Source organism: Providencia sp. PROV076 (assembly GCF_028483405.1).
GTDB lineage: Bacteria > Pseudomonadota > Gammaproteobacteria > Enterobacterales > Enterobacteriaceae > Providencia > Providencia huaxiensis.
Window position 1 is genome coordinate 85518 of sequence record NZ_JAMPRR010000019.1, and the last position, 14189, is coordinate 99706.

The following is a 14189-nucleotide window of genomic DNA, read 5'->3' on the forward strand; positions in this document are numbered from 1 at the left end:
ACAGGGTGAAATTGAAAAGGAATGTATTTTGAGAGGGGCATATTATGAGGGATTAACCAAGATAAAGCAAAGTGCTAAACGATGCTTTATCCTGAATAATAAGTTAACCGATGAAATAAATAAGGGAATAGAAAAATATTAAGGTAAGACCGACAGTTAACAGCATATTTTTCAATACTGAGGCAACAACGACACAGAATAACGCCCCCCATAAATAAGGATTATCTGGGAAGGAACGTAGCTCATGGTTTTCCAATAAGATAACAGGAGCACAAATTGCGGTTAATAAGCAAGGTGCTGAGTACCCTAACGCTTGACGAACCACAAGTGGGAGGCGTATTGGCAACTGTGGTATTAGAAAAATATAACGTAGAGTAAAAACAACCGCTGTTAAGGTAATAATTAAAAGCCAAATCATTTTTCTTCCTTCAATATACGTGAAACAGCCACTGATACAAACATCCCACCCACACCTGCGATAACAATAGCACTGCTAAAGGAGTACATTGAAAGTACGATAGCGACAACGAGCGAAAAGATAACGCCACAAAGTGTGCTTATTTTTCTGGTTAATGGAACGACGATTGCGAGCAAAGTTGCAACCACAGAAAAGTCGAGATGTAAGCGGCTCAAATCGCCCACAATATTGGCCATGGCAATCCCACAAAGGCTAGTAATTAACCACACAAGATAAAAACTAAACCCAGCACCAAAGAGATAGGGAAAACTTAAACTCTGGCGTTTAGCAGCGCTAATCGCAAATAGTTCATCAGTCAGCAAAAAGCCGATGCTAAGGCGCTGAGGTGTTGTAAAGTCTTTAACTTGGGGGCGCAAAGTCAGCCCATAGAGTAAGTGCTGGGAAGTAATAAAAAAAACAGAAATAACAATTGTGATATAGCCTGCACCCGAGTTAAGCAACCCAAGAGTGACTAACTGTGCTGCGCCTGCAAATACCATTGCAGACATCGCTACGCTTTGCCAGAAATCGAGACCAGTTTCGACAGCCATTGAACCAGCTAAAACTCCCCAAGGAATAACAGCGAGATTGAGAGGAGCGGTATGAACCGCGCCTGCCATCATCGCTTTTTGCCATTGATTATTTTGTTGTGACGCCATTTAAGCTAACCTTATTGTAGTTATGAGCACTTATATAATTTGATTGATTTTAAAGAGATAAAATATTAGTGGTGGGATATTTTAGTTTCATACAGGCTTTATCCGACTTTACTTCTAAATAGCACCGACTTTTATGTTATAACGCGAAACCTTAATCAAATCACTACTGCTATTTCTATTTATTCCACGGCATTAAATACCGTTTAAGATTTAAATTTTGGTTTTTATCTCTATTTGGCCGACTGTTTATAGCTAGCTTCTGATTAAGAGGTTTGTTTTGGATTATTATTTCAATTTAATCCTCCGGTTCAATGTTGTTTGTCTAGTATTTTGCATTTAATTGGTTTTATATATCGTAATGCAATTATCAGGCAGTGATATCTTTTATAAGTCATATAAAGCCTGTATCATAATAACCATAAAGAAACAATGTGAATTTTTTGTTATAACTTTTATTGAGTTAGCGGGTTTCCTATGCTTGAAAATCTCGGTATTACAAATTTATGGACTTATCTTATCGGTGTTATTTTTATTACACTGGTACCAGGCCCTAATTCTTTATTTGTTTTAACTAGCAGTGCAAAATATGGTGTGAAAAATGGTTATAAAGCCGCATTAGGTGTCTTTACAGGAGATGCTATACTCATTTTTCTCTCATTTTTAGGCGTTGCATCTTTAGTAAAAACATCACCTATCTTTTTTAGTGTTATAAAATACGCAGGGGCAGCTTATTTATTTTATTTAGGGATGAAAACCCTGTATAGCGTATTATATAAAAAAGAAAATACAGGTGATGTTGATTCAATTATCTTAGAAACCAAGGGTACCTATAAAAAAGCTGTTTTTTTAAGTTTACTAAATCCTAAGATGATCATTTTTTATGTTTCATTTTTTATCCAATTTATTGACCCAGCTTACCCAAGTGCAGGTGTGCCATTTTTCATTCTTGGCCTAATTTTAGAAACCTGCAGCATGATTTACTTATCACTGCTGATCTTTGGTGCGGTTGCTGTAACGAATATGGTCAAACATAATAAAAAACTGTCTAAGTTCTCTAATAGCTGTATTGGTGCCGTATTCTTGATGTTTGGAGCAAAACTTGCACTAACCGCATAATGGTTTTATCAGAAATTGAATATCCTTTGGCGTAGGTTTTCCGTTAACCCATGGGGTTTCATTTGGAGCCCCGTCCTCAGAATACATAACTTGTTGCTTATAATAATCAAATGAGTTTTCCAATTTAGTCCCCTAAAAGTTTACAGCTAACCGTATCAACTAAGCATACGACAATTTATTTTGAAAGACCGCGCTTTGAATGCCCCATATTTTCAATAATTAACTCATCCTGCAAATCTTTTGGGCGCAGTAACAATCACATGGCTCAGGCTCGTTACCAAAAAACGTTGATAAAATAGCAGAGCAGATTTCTCGTGGAGAATTGACGCCCAGAGCTCGATTTACGATCCATAGAGCTTTTGCTAAGCAAGAGGGTATTTCATTAGTGACAGTGTCACAGGTGTATCGTGAGCTTACTGAAAAAGGCTTAGTGAGTGGTGAAAACAATAAAATCAGTCATTCTCTATATGGTGGACTTAGAATAAAGCACAAAAAATTTGATGTTTTTTATCGGATTAACGTCTAATAAGATGTATCAATAGAATAGTTAATGGAAAAATGATGTTAAAACACTTAATTGAAGTAGCAAAGCAATATGCTAAACCCGCCACCTTTAATGGTTATATAGAAACTGGCTATGTGGCTTCGGCATTAGAAACAGAAGATGGTGAGATCTATAGTGGTATCAGTATTGATTCTGCATGTTCACTTGGCTTTTGTGCGGAACATGCCGCTATTGCAGATATGCTTAAAAATGGCAAATCAGTCATTAAAGCCATTGTTGCCGTTGATGCTTCAGGTTGTATCGTGCCGCCTTGTGGGCGCTGCAGGGAGCTGCTAAGTCAGTTGTCGGATAAAAACCAGTCAACTGTCGTTGCTGTCAATGAAAACACGCAAGTGACATTAGCAGAGCTAATGCCATATGACTGGAAGGCAACAAGGTGTTAGGTTCGACACCAGAAATACAAGGTAAGAATGGCACAATAAAAAAGAGAAGTGGTGAGATGAGAGAGGAAATTAAACATTTTACGGCAACAGCAATGATCCGTAATGAGCATGGTGAGTTTTTATTACACGAACATCAAAAACTTGGTTTTTGGTTACCCCCAGGTGGCCACATTGAAGAGAATGAAGAACCACAACATGCTGTTTTTCGAGAAGTTCTTGAGGAAACAGGGCTAGAGTGCCGAGTGATTAGTTGCGGTTTGCCATTTGCATCACAAGTGCATGATTCATCTCATACACAAGTACTACCGTCGCCCATTGCTATTTTGAAAGAATTTATTGCGGATAAAAAGAAAGGAAACCATTGGCATATTGATATGATTTACTTATGTGAGCTATTACCCTCATCACAACCGCCTTTTGCTCCATTTGAATGGGTGCCATTTGAGAAACTCACCAAACTCAATATTCCTGAAGATGTTATTGAGTTGGCGAAAGTGGTTAATGAATTCTATCGGTTGCAGGGCAAATAGCGATCATTTGTGTGAATATAAGATTAATTTACATTAAAGAATAATAAAGATAATCCCAATAGAATGAGTAGAGTACCAATTGTTCTATCCATAACGAATTGGTAGTTAAGAATTTTGTTTCGTACTACAGGTGTTGCAAAGAAAATAGCAATTAGACTAAACCAAAGCCAATGAGCGAAAGAAATAAATAGGCCATAACTCAAATTTAACCAAATTGAGTTCTGTGTACTGATAACTTGGCTATACACAGAGACCACAAAAAACATGGTTTTTGGGTTTAACGCATTCGTTAAAAAACCATTTTTAAATGCATTTAAGGCCGATAATGGCTTTGAGGTGGTCTTGTCTGAGGATATTTTGACTTTATTAGTCAATGATTTAAACCCGATGTACACCAAATAAAATACACCAATAAGTTTAACGATTAAGAATAATGTTGGTGAACTCAAAATGACTAAAGTGATGCCGAAAACGGTATAAAACACATGAACTTGCACACCTATAGCGATACCTAGAGCACACAGTAAGCCTGTTTTAATTCCATAGGTATAACTATTACGAGTTACCATAGCAAAGTCCGGTCCCGGACTAATAACAGCTAAAATGGTTATAGTCGCTACTGCAATAATTTCATTCATATTAATTTCCTAAAAGGTAATAAAAACAGACCAAAAATGTATTTTTTTTGAAATCGCTTGTTTATTTATTGTTTTTATTATCAATAGATTGAATAAAACTAAAAAGCGATTTATCCTGACGCAAATCTGTCAGTTTTAGTTACCTATATATGAAACTACCACCATTAACGTCATTACGTTTTTTTGATACTGCTGCAAAAGCAGGCAGTTTTGTGCAAGCGGCACATGAGTTGAATGTGACTCATAGTGCGATTAGCCGACAAATTCGTTTATTAGAAGAATACCTTGGTGTTGAGTTATTCGAACGAAGGAACCGTGCTGTTTTTTTAACAGCGAACGGCCAAATATTGTTACAAACCACTAGTTCGATATTTGAACAGCTCAAAGATGGTATTGAAAAGATAAAAAACAGCACATTTCCTGATGTTGTTAGCTTGTCTTGTGAACCAACAATTGCAATGAAATGGTTAATACCTCGACTTACGCATTTTTATCAGCAATATCCTCATATTACAGTACATTTAGTCGCAGCTGGTGGTGTAATTGATTTCACAAAAACGAACGTTGATTTAGCATTGAGGCGTAATGATTTTAAATGGAATGACAATCTTTGCGCGGTAAAAGTGTGTTCAGAACGAATGGGAGTCGTGGTTCGGCCTGAACTTGATTTTAAGAAAAACGCTAGTCATATAGCACTGCTATCAACCACATCTAGACCCAATGCATGGGAAACTTGGCAAAATATAAAAGAAATAGCGCTTCAAAATAGTAAAACTATTACATACGAGCACTTTTACTTGTGTATTCAAGCGGCCTTAGCTGGGCAAGGGGCGGCTCTCGCGTCATTTTTGATGGTTGCCGACGAAATACAATCGAAACAATTAGCCGCGCCATATGGTTTTATTGAAGATAATTCAGCGTACTATTTATTGTCATCGAAACCTGTTGAGCAAGGTAGTGCAGCGGCTATTTTTACGCAGTGGCTAATTGAACAGGTGAATATCAGTATTGAAACTCTGATAGATAAAAGATAATTAGCTATCAAAAAAAGAAGGTTTGGTTATAAAGCCAGCGAGTCTTAATGAAAAATAAATAATTTATGCCATAACCTTTTCTTTGCATGCTATATTTCTCGGCTAGGTCTAGTGTTTTATGTCGGAGCAAATAATGAGCAAAATACGAGTCGGTGTTATTTTTGGTGGTCGATCAACAGAACATGAAGTTTCACTACAGTCCGCTAAAAATATTATCAATGGGTTAGATCGCAATAAATTTGATGTATGCCTTTTGGGGATTAATAAAGAAGGGCAATGGCATGAATATAACGAATCTGATTATTTATTGCATGGTGATGATCCCTCTCGTATTGCGTTAAATACGCCTAAGCGAGCCATCGCACTTGTTCCAGGTAAAACGAGCGAGCAATTTATTTCGTTAGAAGATGCCAAGCCATTGCCACAAATCGATGTTATTTTTCCTATTGTTCACGGTAACTTAGGCGAAGACGGCTCGCTACAAGGGTTATTGCGCATGGCGAATTTGCCGTTTGTAGGCCCAGGTGTTTTAGGCTCCTCTGCCTGCATGGATAAAGACGTTACCAAAAGATTACTTAGAGACGCAGGCTTAAATATTGCTCCATTTATAACAGTGCTCAAAAATGAACGTGCAACAACTGAATATGAAGCGACCGTGGCGCAATTAGGCTTACCACTTTTTATTAAACCAGCAAATCAAGGTTCATCTGTCGGGATCAGTAAAGTCAGCACTGAATCGGAATTTAACGCGGCACTGGATTTTGCCTTCTTATTTGATATGAAAGTCCTTATTGAAAGCGCAGTAAAAGGGCGTGAAATTGAGTGCGCCGTATTGGGTAATGAAGAACCTCTTGCCAGCCCTTGTGGTGAAATCGTATTACACGACAGTTTCTATGCGTACCACACTAAATATATTGATGAAAATGGCGCTTCTGTCGTGGCTCCTGCACAATTAGATGATGCAGTGAGTGATAAAATACGTGAGATTGCCTTATCCGCATACCGCGCATTAAATTGTAGTGGAATGTCCCGTGTAGATGTTTTCTTAACGGAAAACAATGATGTAGTCATCAATGAAATCAACACATTGCCTGGCTTTACAAATATCAGTATGTATCCAAAATTGTGGCAGCAAGGTGGTATGACATACCCACAATTAATCAGCCGACTGATTGAGTTAGGAATTGAAAAATTCCAACAAACTGCGATGTTAAAAACGGCATGTGATGAGCTTTAATCGCTGAGTAAAATACTAACTATCTCGGTGGTTTTTATGACTACCGAGATGTTTCTTAACCCTGAACTTGAGCTTTCATCTGCTGTAAAAATAAATTTGTTTCTTTTGGAGAAGTGAGCCGAACAAACTGAATATGGCGTAAATTGAGATTTGCCATATGACTTAGGTTTCTTTTCTTATTTGGATAGTAGGTCTTTAGCAGCCACAAAATTATCGAATCGCGGCTGAAAAATGCATTTTTCCAACGTTCTTTATTGCCTGTATCTTCCCACAGCTCTTGCCCAGAACAAATGCGCGCTAATGTACGCGTAATAGACTGATAAAGGGTTCGAGGCAAGGAATAATCCAACCAAACCACCATATCAACCTCTTTCCATTTAATGGGTTGAGTCCGTGTATAGTTTCCATCAAGGACCCATCCAGATCCCGCGTTATCTAATGCAGCGGTGAGTTTCTGGCTAAGCTCATCATCCGAAGAACCTTGCCAATTTGCTAGCCAATATAAGCTATCTAACTCAATAGAAGGGACATTTAACAACAAAGAAAGTTGCTGGCAAAGGGTACTTTTACCGCTGCCACTCGAGCCAATAATATTAATTTTCATATGTAAACATCAGACGGATTTTGTTATTAGGATTGATTTGGAATGGCTGAATCTGGAACCATTGCCTGAGCAATGATCCCAGATTAGATGCCTCTACAAGTAACTCAATTGTTGTAAATTATTTGCACCAGACATAATTGATATAGCGGAATAGTGGCTCAAAACCGAATTTTTTATGTAGGTCAAAACCTGCTTCAGACGCATCTAGGAAGCAGTGCTCTACGCCTTGCTGGCGGCAAAATGCAAGTGCGTAATCAATGAGTTGTGAAGCGTAGCCATTACCTTGGTAGCTTGGCTCAGTACCAATATCATCAAAACGGGCTAACGTTCCTTCAATCGTCACAGTCATTGAGGTCGCAGGCTCGCCATTGACGAGTAACACAAGGTGAAACTGTGGAGCGCCTTGCTGTAGTGCATCTTCATGATAACGCACATATTCCTGAATAACCTGGTCGTGCTCTTCTGACAGATAAAATGCAGAAACCAGAGGCTTTGCCCACAAGGACAGATCGTGATTCGCTAAGACGATATCGACTTGGTTATCAGGCAGTTCAACTTCATTTTGCTTCGCTAAGGTTAATGCCATCGCAGTAGTGACGCTGTCACGTTTATACCCTAAAGATTCGGCTTCATTAACCACCTGCGGGAGCATCTCTTCGGGGATCACTAAGGTATGGTTTTTCTTCTGTGAAACAAACAGGTTGTGAGCCTGCATAAAGGCGTGACTGGTCGAGTCAGGCTGCAAATAAATGAAGTTAAACGCCGGCGAATTAAGGGGCGTTAAATAGCAAATTGTGTGTTGTGCAATCTGGATACTATGTTCACAAATAGATGTCCAAAACGTTTTTTCAATCGATTGATAATGTCTTAAATAGTACAACGGAATATTCATTTGTCAGTTACCTGATACAAAACGAGTTAATCGATATGGGCCAAGGGCAGCTTGTTCTATTCCATGCAAGATTTCATCTTGAGCCAATTGGCATATCAAAGGCGCTAGCGTGATCGCAGCGTGCATACTGATAATATATAAACCTTCGAAATCAGCAACTTTTCCGACAATTGGCATCTCATCTTTAGGCATAGGTCGCATTCCTATGAAAGCGTTTTCAAGATTTAACGTATGACTACCTATAAATGAATTTTTAATCGTTGTAAGGGCGTTTTGTGCGATAGCCACCGCATTGTGCTCAGGTTTTTCACTAATATAGTCTTCAGCACAGAGTATTTTACCTGAACCTGCTGGCCGTAGCTCCATTTGTGGTGTCGAAATGATATGTTGAACCAATGTTTGCTCGGTGGAGCCATTGATATGCACAATGATAGAGGGCGAGGCTATAACAGGTAATTCAACATGTAGCGATTGCATAAGTGCAGTCGCGTCTGTACCCGCAGTCACGATAACCTGTTCAGCCAAAAAAGTATCTGTTTGAGTCTTTACGCCAATGATGCGTCCACCTTCCTGCAAGATAGCTTGAACTTCCTGCTCAGGTAAGTAAATAACGCCTTGTTCAATAGCAAAGGATAATAGCGTTTTTGTTGCATGAATGGGGTCAACACTACCTTCATCTGGGCAAAATGCAGCGAGTTCAGGTAAAACAGATAAGCAAGGTTCCATCTTGTGAACGGTTGACTTGTCCAATAATTCGACATTAAATCCACTCTGTTGGTGGTGGTAGACATATTCTGCAGTTGCTGAATCTGTTTCTTGCCAGCTGAGAGCACCTGTCCACTGGATATTTAACTTTCCATCAGTGTGTTCATCGAGTTCATGCCATGCAACAAGCGCCTGTTGGCGCAGTTGACTATAGGCATCAGGCCTTCCATATGACACATTCAACCAAGCGAAAGCGTGCTGTGTGACACCTTGGCCTGCGTGTGCTTTATCAAGCAAAATGACCTGCTTATCAGATTGTTTTGATAAATACCAAGCTAATGTTGTACCAACAAAACCAGCTCCAATAATAATAATATTTTTTTTATGAGTCGGGTCCATTAAGCCTCAGTGTTTACAACGAAATCGATAGCAGGAAAATTAGAAAGGATTTTAATAGTTTAATGAATAATTATATAGATGAAACCTATAAATAAAGCACGATTACACCCATTTTTATCAGATACGAACAATTGATGACAGAAAACGGAGAATAGGGCTACAACCTAGTAGCCCAATGAGACTAAAAAATTAAACACGGATAAAACGAGTCACAAAAGCAATAATAACTAATAGTGCAGAGATTAATAATAATGCAGTCGCCAACGATAGTTGGAAGGCAACAAAACCAATAGCAGCTGGTCCCGCCAAAATACCTAAATAGCCTAAAGTAGAAATTGCGGGTACGGCAAGAGCCTCTGGCATCGTTTTTTGCTTCCCTACAGCAGAAAACATCACTGGTACTATATTAGATGAACCCGCACCGACTAATGCAAAACCCATGATGGCCAATATGAGATGAGGAGATAAGACAGCAATAACAAAACCGAGGCAAGCAAGTAAAGCACCTAAAAATACGACACGTGCGGAACCGACTCGCATAACAATTTTGTCGCCCAGTAATCGGCCAATAGTCATGGTTGTAGCAAAAGCAGCAAACCCTAAACCGCCTAAAGTCTCTTTTAATCCATGGTGTTCAATTAAGAATACAGCGCCCCAGTCAAGTACTGCGCCTTCAGCAAGAAAAACGGCAAAACAGACGATGCCAATCACCAAAACAACGCCTTTTGGGATAGCGATAAGCGGGCCAGTTGGGGCATTAGCGTAAGGGATTAAACCGTTATAGCAAATAGCTAACAAAACCACTGCAACAACTGAAATGATGATTGATGACATTGTTGCGGAAGCACCAAGTAGCAAAACTAAACTCATGGTACCTGCACCCGCGATGCCACCGACACTATAAAAACCATGAAAACCAGACATGATTGGTTTATCAGATGATTTTTCAACAATCACTGCTTGAATATTCATCGCGCAATCCGTTAAACCAATGAAAATCCCAAATAATAATAAGGCAATAATGATAAAGTTAACTTGCGATAAAGAGGATAAAACGGGGAATAACAAACTAAAGGCGATGGTGGAAAAAACCATTAAGCGGCGGCAGCCAAACTTGGCAGCTAATGCTCCAGTCACTGGCATCGCAATAAGTGCCCCTCCACCAAAACATAATAGCAGCATGCCAAGGGTAGCATCATTTGCCCCTGTGTTAAGTTTGACATAAGGAACAATGGCTGCCCAAGCCGCGGTAACAAAACCAGCAATAAAAAAAATAATTCGAGTAGAAACTTGCTCCCTTTTAGCGGGTATCAAGGAAACATGGCTATTAACTTGTTGAGTAGATTGCATTTTATAGAGTTTCTTAAAAAGATAAAATTAACTACCTGTATTTAAGATAGTCAGAATTTGTTCATGAAGATATGGGCAGCCCGTTGCAACAACGGCACCGCCAGCTTCGGCTCGGTTGCCATCCAATGTAGTCACTATGCCACCCGCACGTTCTATAATAGGGATTAGTGGAACAATATCATAAGGTTCCAGTGCGAATTCGACACAAATATCGATTCTACCCGCTGCTAACATTGCCATTGCATAGCATTCTCCTCCATAGCGAGTCATAAGTACCTGTTTCTCCAGCGCCATAAAATGAATGTCTGGCCGTGCTGCAATAGGTTCTGGTGATGTGGTATGCAAAATGGCTTGCTCGAGTTTGACTTGCTTGCGAGTAGATAAGCGATATTGCCCGTGAGAGCTACTGGTCCAGCTTCCGTGTTGGTCTGCCCAAAAGCGTTCGCCAATATAGGGTTGGCTCATCATCCCCATAACCGCCTTGCCATGCTCAGTTAGGCCTATCAGGTTTGCCCATAAAGGAAGACCACAAAGGAAAGGGCGGGTTCCATCAATGGGGTCAAGCACCCATTGAATGGGACCAGTTCCCGTTATTCCATACTCTTCACCCATGATAGAATGCGTTGGGTAATGTTTGGATATCAGTTCTCGCATGGCTTTTTCTGCTAGCTTATCTGCTTGAGTGACCGGGTCGAAGCGATAGTTCTCTTTGGGTTTGTTTGCAATAACGCTGAGTTCATGTGTTCGATAGTATTCAAGGGAAATTTTACCGGCAGTATTTGCAAGCTCATGTAAGAAAAAGCTATCTGGTAACGGAGAGTGCGCCATTTAGTTGTCCTCGAGTGCTTGAACAAGATAGTGTTTGACATCTTTTCTTGCTCGATTATGATTGATAAAAATAGTTAATGAGGAATTCCATGCTCGATTATGTCGCTTTTCCAGAACAAAGGCAAAATAAAATTCGCCAGCTACTACAAGATGAAGGGCGAGTGGTTTGCACGAAATTAGCCCGTGAAATGCAAGTTTCAGAGCATACTATTCGTAGGGATTTAAATGAACTAGCACAAGAAGGCGTTTGCCGCCGAGTCCATGGTGGAGCGGTTAGTATGCTTGAAGAAAAGGGCACATTCGAGCAGAGAACGGCACAAAACCAAGATGAAAAGATCAAAATAGCGAAGGCTTGCAATAAACTAGTCAAACAAAATACCTGTATTTTTATTGATTCAGGTTCAACTAACTTAGAAATCGCTCGTTATTTACCTTCAGAACTATCGTTAACGGTTGTGACTCACTCTCCATCAATAGCATTGGAATTAATGAAAAAACCACTATATGAAGTGATTTTAATTGGTGGGAAATTAAACCGCCAAGTTGGCGCGAGCATTGATATTTCTGCAGTAAATCAAATAAACCAAATTCATTTTGACCAATGCTTTATTGGTGGCTGTGCTTTAGATCCACAAATGGGGGTCTCGATATTCGATTATGAAGAATCTAAATTTAAGAAAATCCTTTTTGAGCGCAGTAATCAAGTTATTATGGGAGTGACCGCGGACAAGTTACCCGGGGTCGCGAGGTATAAGATTGCCAATTGTGATCAAATTTCAATCTTAGTTATGACAACAGAATTGAATAAACAAACGGCTGACTTGTTTACTAATATGGCAATAAAGATCGCACAAGCATAGGCCATTATATCTAACGTTTATCTTATATCGTGAGGGCATTTTAGGTGCTATTTGTTATAAAAAACTCAATATAATATCGTCGAAAGGCCCTTACAAAACATGATGAGTGTATGATGAAATTAAAAATTGCCGTGTTGTTATTTTCAACTTATTCGTTAAGTGTATTTGCTCAGGATTTACCTGTGAATATGCAAACTCTTCACCTAGCGGGCAAAGAAATAAACTATTACTTAATCCAAAAGCAAGCAGAAAAATCAAAGGATTTATTAGTTTTATTACAGGGTTCTGATTGTAAAAGTGTTATTAATAACCCAAACATGTTGAAAAACTTCGGTGTTGTATTTCCTGATAATGATATTTTATTAGTTGAAAAAACAGGGCTAAACAGTCATGTGGGGACTAAAGATGAAGAAGCTTCGGAAGAAGAATGTCCTGTTGACTATATGTCGAAAGACTCGCCATTAGAACGCGCCAATAATTATATAGTGGTATTAAAACAATTGAAAAATGATTACCAACACATCGTGTTATTAGGCGGAAGTGAAGGTGCGTTGGTGACTAATTTAATTGTTGCTCAAGAAAACTTTATTACCGCATCCGTTGCATTGAATGTTGGTGGTCAATATTTTATCAATGACGTATTGTACAGTATTGAAAATAATACACCTAAAGAAGAGGTTGCAAACTCAAAAGAAGGTTTTAAACAATTTGCAGAAGCGGTAAAACAAAAGCAATTAAATAACGACCAATTTGTCAGTGGACATGGTTCAAAATGGTGGTATGAGATGCTTACCATTGATAATTTAAAACTTATCCAGTCAGTCAAAACTCCACATTTAGTGATACAAACAATGGCGGATACCAATGTGGATGCTCATGGTACAGATAATATGATGCAACAAATCCGTAATCCCCATGTTAGTTATCGAGCATATCAAGATTTAGACCATTTTTTCAAAGATAAAAATGGGCAATTGCAGGCAGAACAAATTGTGACAGATATTCAACATTGGTACCAAACGGTGACAAAATAAAGTGGATATATTAGTGGGATTACTCCCATTATTATGTCACCCCCGTACAATTAGGCACCTCGGTTATTAAGATGCATTTAATAAAATCACTCTGCAATGTAGCTGTAGTAATTAAATATAGGTTCAAAACCCAGCTTTTTGTAGATAGATAATCCATCGCTGGATGATTCTAATACACACTGTTTAACCCCTTGCTGATGGCAAAGGTATAGCGCATGTTTAATAAGTAAAGTCGCTAACCCTTTACCTTGGTATTGAATATCAGTACCAATATCATCAAGTCGAGCTGTTTGATTATTAAATGTCATAGTTAAGGTTGAGACTGGTTGCTGATCTGCAAATAAGACTAAATGCACCATATTAGTTTGTTTATCAAGCGCTCTCTGGTGATAACGAATATACTCGTCGGTAACAGTTGAGTCACTTTCATCTGTATCAGAATCGACAGGGAATGCTGTAATTAAAGGCTGAGCCCAATCTTTCAGTTGATCATTGCTCAGTGCTACCTGAAAACCAGAATTAAGCTGTGGTGGTGAATTGTATTGTGATAAAGCCTCTTGCGGCAAAATCATTGCGGTTGATTCACCATCTGCGATTAATCCACGTGTCGCTATTTCCGTCTCAAATGCTGAAAGTACCTGTTCATGAACAACCAATACATAAGGTTTAGCTTGCTGTTTGAATAACGCTTCGGCCTTTTCGTAATCTGAAATGAGAGCGCCTTGGTGGAGATAAATATAATTAAATATAGGTAATGGCAGCTCAGAAAAATAAGCACTAGTTTGGTTGCTGATTTTCACCGCATTTGCACATATTGCAGCCCAAAAATAGTGTTCTTGTTGATAGAACAAATTTTCATTGTTATTCATTATGTGTACTCAATTTATTGTAGTAGATA

16 protein-coding genes are annotated in these 14189 nt (G+C 38.9%); 7 read left to right on the forward strand and 9 right to left on the reverse strand.

Features of this window, described 5'->3' with window-relative positions:
• Positions 1–103 precede the first annotated feature (103 nt).
• Positions 104–418, reverse strand: coding sequence for an AzlD domain-containing protein (locus tag PSF67_RS13810; RefSeq protein ID WP_102140343.1), 315 nt, complete (start codon positions 416–418; stop codon positions 104–106).
• On the reverse strand, positions 415–1116 hold the full coding sequence (locus tag PSF67_RS13815; RefSeq protein WP_102140342.1) for an AzlC family ABC transporter permease: 702 nt from the start codon (positions 1114–1116) through the stop codon (positions 415–417). The genes PSF67_RS13810 and PSF67_RS13815 overlap by 4 nt, the downstream gene beginning before the upstream one ends.
• Before the next feature lie 474 nt (positions 1117–1590).
• Between PSF67_RS13815 and leuE the strand changes: the two genes are divergently transcribed.
• The 3 genes from leuE (at position 1591) to PSF67_RS13830 (ending at position 3710) form a co-directional block, all read left to right on the forward strand.
• On the forward strand, positions 1591–2232 hold the full coding sequence (leuE, locus tag PSF67_RS13820) for a leucine efflux protein LeuE (protein ID WP_102140341.1): 642 nt from the start codon (positions 1591–1593) through the stop codon (positions 2230–2232).
• Between the two features lie 558 nt (positions 2233–2790).
• On the forward strand, positions 2791–3180 hold the full coding sequence (locus tag PSF67_RS13825; RefSeq protein ID WP_102140339.1) for a cytidine deaminase family protein: 390 nt from the start codon (positions 2791–2793) through the stop codon (positions 3178–3180).
• Positions 3174–3710: an NUDIX hydrolase gene (locus PSF67_RS13830; protein WP_272677102.1), complete on the forward strand. Its 537-nt coding sequence runs from the start codon at positions 3174–3176 to the stop codon at positions 3708–3710. Before PSF67_RS13825 ends, PSF67_RS13830 begins: the two co-directional genes overlap by 7 nt.
• Positions 3711–3733: 23 nt before the next feature.
• On the opposite strand, the gene PSF67_RS13835 is transcribed toward PSF67_RS13830, so the two are convergent.
• On the reverse strand, positions 3734–4348 hold the full coding sequence (locus tag PSF67_RS13835) for a LysE family translocator (RefSeq protein ID WP_102140337.1): 615 nt from the start codon (positions 4346–4348) through the stop codon (positions 3734–3736).
• Positions 4349–4497: 149 nt separating this feature from the next.
• Between PSF67_RS13835 and PSF67_RS13840 the strand changes: the two genes are divergently transcribed.
• Positions 4498–5382, forward strand: a complete 885-nt coding sequence (locus tag PSF67_RS13840; RefSeq protein WP_102140336.1) for a LysR substrate-binding domain-containing protein — start codon at positions 4498–4500, stop codon at positions 5380–5382.
• 133 nt (positions 5383–5515) lie between these two features.
• On the forward strand, positions 5516–6619 hold the full coding sequence (gene ddlA / locus PSF67_RS13845; protein WP_102140335.1) for a D-alanine--D-alanine ligase: 1104 nt from the start codon (positions 5516–5518) through the stop codon (positions 6617–6619).
• Positions 6620–6674: 55 nt separating this feature from the next.
• Here the strand turns inward: ddlA and PSF67_RS13850 are convergent, their stop codons facing one another.
• From PSF67_RS13850 to hisN, 5 genes are all read right to left on the reverse strand, one after another.
• Positions 6675–7223, reverse strand: a complete 549-nt coding sequence (locus PSF67_RS13850) for an adenylate kinase (protein WP_206276383.1) — start codon at positions 7221–7223, stop codon at positions 6675–6677.
• A 118-nt stretch (positions 7224–7341) separates the two neighbouring features.
• The gene (locus PSF67_RS13855; RefSeq protein ID WP_272677105.1) at positions 7342–8115 is read right to left on the reverse strand and encodes a GNAT family N-acetyltransferase; all 774 of its coding nucleotides are present in this window, start codon (positions 8113–8115) and stop codon (positions 7342–7344) included.
• Positions 8116–8118: 3 nt separating this feature from the next.
• Positions 8119–9219 (reverse strand): NAD(P)/FAD-dependent oxidoreductase, encoded by a 1101-nt coding sequence (locus PSF67_RS13860; RefSeq protein ID WP_166267447.1) that lies wholly within the window; start codon positions 9217–9219, stop codon positions 8119–8121.
• A gap of 189 nt (positions 9220–9408) precedes the next feature.
• Positions 9409–10569, reverse strand: a complete 1161-nt coding sequence (locus tag PSF67_RS13865) for an MFS transporter (protein ID WP_272677108.1) — start codon at positions 10567–10569, stop codon at positions 9409–9411.
• Positions 10570–10596: 27 nt separating this feature from the next.
• A complete protein-coding gene (gene hisN / locus PSF67_RS13870; RefSeq protein ID WP_166267443.1) occupies positions 10597–11397 on the reverse strand; it encodes a histidinol-phosphatase in 801 nt (266 codons plus the stop codon).
• Positions 11398–11486: 89 nt separating this feature from the next.
• Here hisN and PSF67_RS13875 point away from each other — a divergent pair, with 89 nt between their 5' ends.
• Positions 11487–12257 carry a DeoR/GlpR family DNA-binding transcription regulator gene (locus PSF67_RS13875; protein WP_272677110.1) on the forward strand — a complete coding sequence of 257 codons (771 nt, stop codon included), beginning with the start codon at positions 11487–11489 and terminating at the stop codon, positions 12255–12257.
• A gap of 110 nt (positions 12258–12367) precedes the next feature.
• The gene (locus tag PSF67_RS13880) at positions 12368–13291 is read left to right on the forward strand and encodes an alpha/beta hydrolase family protein (RefSeq protein WP_272677111.1); all 924 of its coding nucleotides are present in this window, start codon (positions 12368–12370) and stop codon (positions 13289–13291) included.
• Positions 13292–13377: 86 nt separating this feature from the next.
• Here PSF67_RS13880 and PSF67_RS13885 read toward each other — a convergent pair whose 3' ends face one another.
• On the reverse strand, positions 13378–14160 hold the full coding sequence (locus PSF67_RS13885) for a GNAT family N-acetyltransferase (RefSeq protein ID WP_102140327.1): 783 nt from the start codon (positions 14158–14160) through the stop codon (positions 13378–13380).
• Positions 14161–14189 lie beyond the last annotated feature (29 nt).

Coding starts and splice junctions, on each gene's coding strand:
- PSF67_RS13880 (WP_272677111.1), top strand. CDS start 12,368: ATGATGAAATTAAAAATTGCCGTGTTGTTATTTTCAACTTATTCGTTA.
- PSF67_RS13850 (WP_206276383.1), bottom strand. CDS start 7,223: ATGAAAATTAATATTATTGGCTCGAGTGGCAGCGGTAAAAGTACCCTT.
- PSF67_RS13815 (WP_102140342.1), bottom strand. CDS start 1,116: ATGGCGTCACAACAAAATAATCAATGGCAAAAAGCGATGATGGCAGGC.
- PSF67_RS13875 (WP_272677110.1), top strand. CDS start 11,487: ATGCTCGATTATGTCGCTTTTCCAGAACAAAGGCAAAATAAAATTCGC.
- PSF67_RS13825 (WP_102140339.1), top strand. CDS start 2,791: ATGATGTTAAAACACTTAATTGAAGTAGCAAAGCAATATGCTAAACCC.
- PSF67_RS13855 (WP_272677105.1), bottom strand. CDS start 8,115: ATGAATATTCCGTTGTACTATTTAAGACATTATCAATCGATTGAAAAA.
- PSF67_RS13860 (WP_166267447.1), bottom strand. CDS start 9,219: ATGGACCCGACTCATAAAAAAAATATTATTATTATTGGAGCTGGTTTT.
- leuE (WP_102140341.1), top strand. CDS start 1,591: ATGCTTGAAAATCTCGGTATTACAAATTTATGGACTTATCTTATCGGT.
- PSF67_RS13840 (WP_102140336.1), top strand. CDS start 4,498: ATGAAACTACCACCATTAACGTCATTACGTTTTTTTGATACTGCTGCA.
- hisN (WP_166267443.1), bottom strand. CDS start 11,397: ATGGCGCACTCTCCGTTACCAGATAGCTTTTTCTTACATGAGCTTGCA.
- PSF67_RS13865 (WP_272677108.1), bottom strand. CDS start 10,569: ATGCAATCTACTCAACAAGTTAATAGCCATGTTTCCTTGATACCCGCT.
- PSF67_RS13810 (WP_102140343.1), bottom strand. CDS start 418: ATGATTTGGCTTTTAATTATTACCTTAACAGCGGTTGTTTTTACTCTA.
- ddlA (WP_102140335.1), top strand. CDS start 5,516: ATGAGCAAAATACGAGTCGGTGTTATTTTTGGTGGTCGATCAACAGAA.
- PSF67_RS13885 (WP_102140327.1), bottom strand. CDS start 14,160: ATGAATAACAATGAAAATTTGTTCTATCAACAAGAACACTATTTTTGG.
- PSF67_RS13835 (WP_102140337.1), bottom strand. CDS start 4,348: ATGAATGAAATTATTGCAGTAGCGACTATAACCATTTTAGCTGTTATT.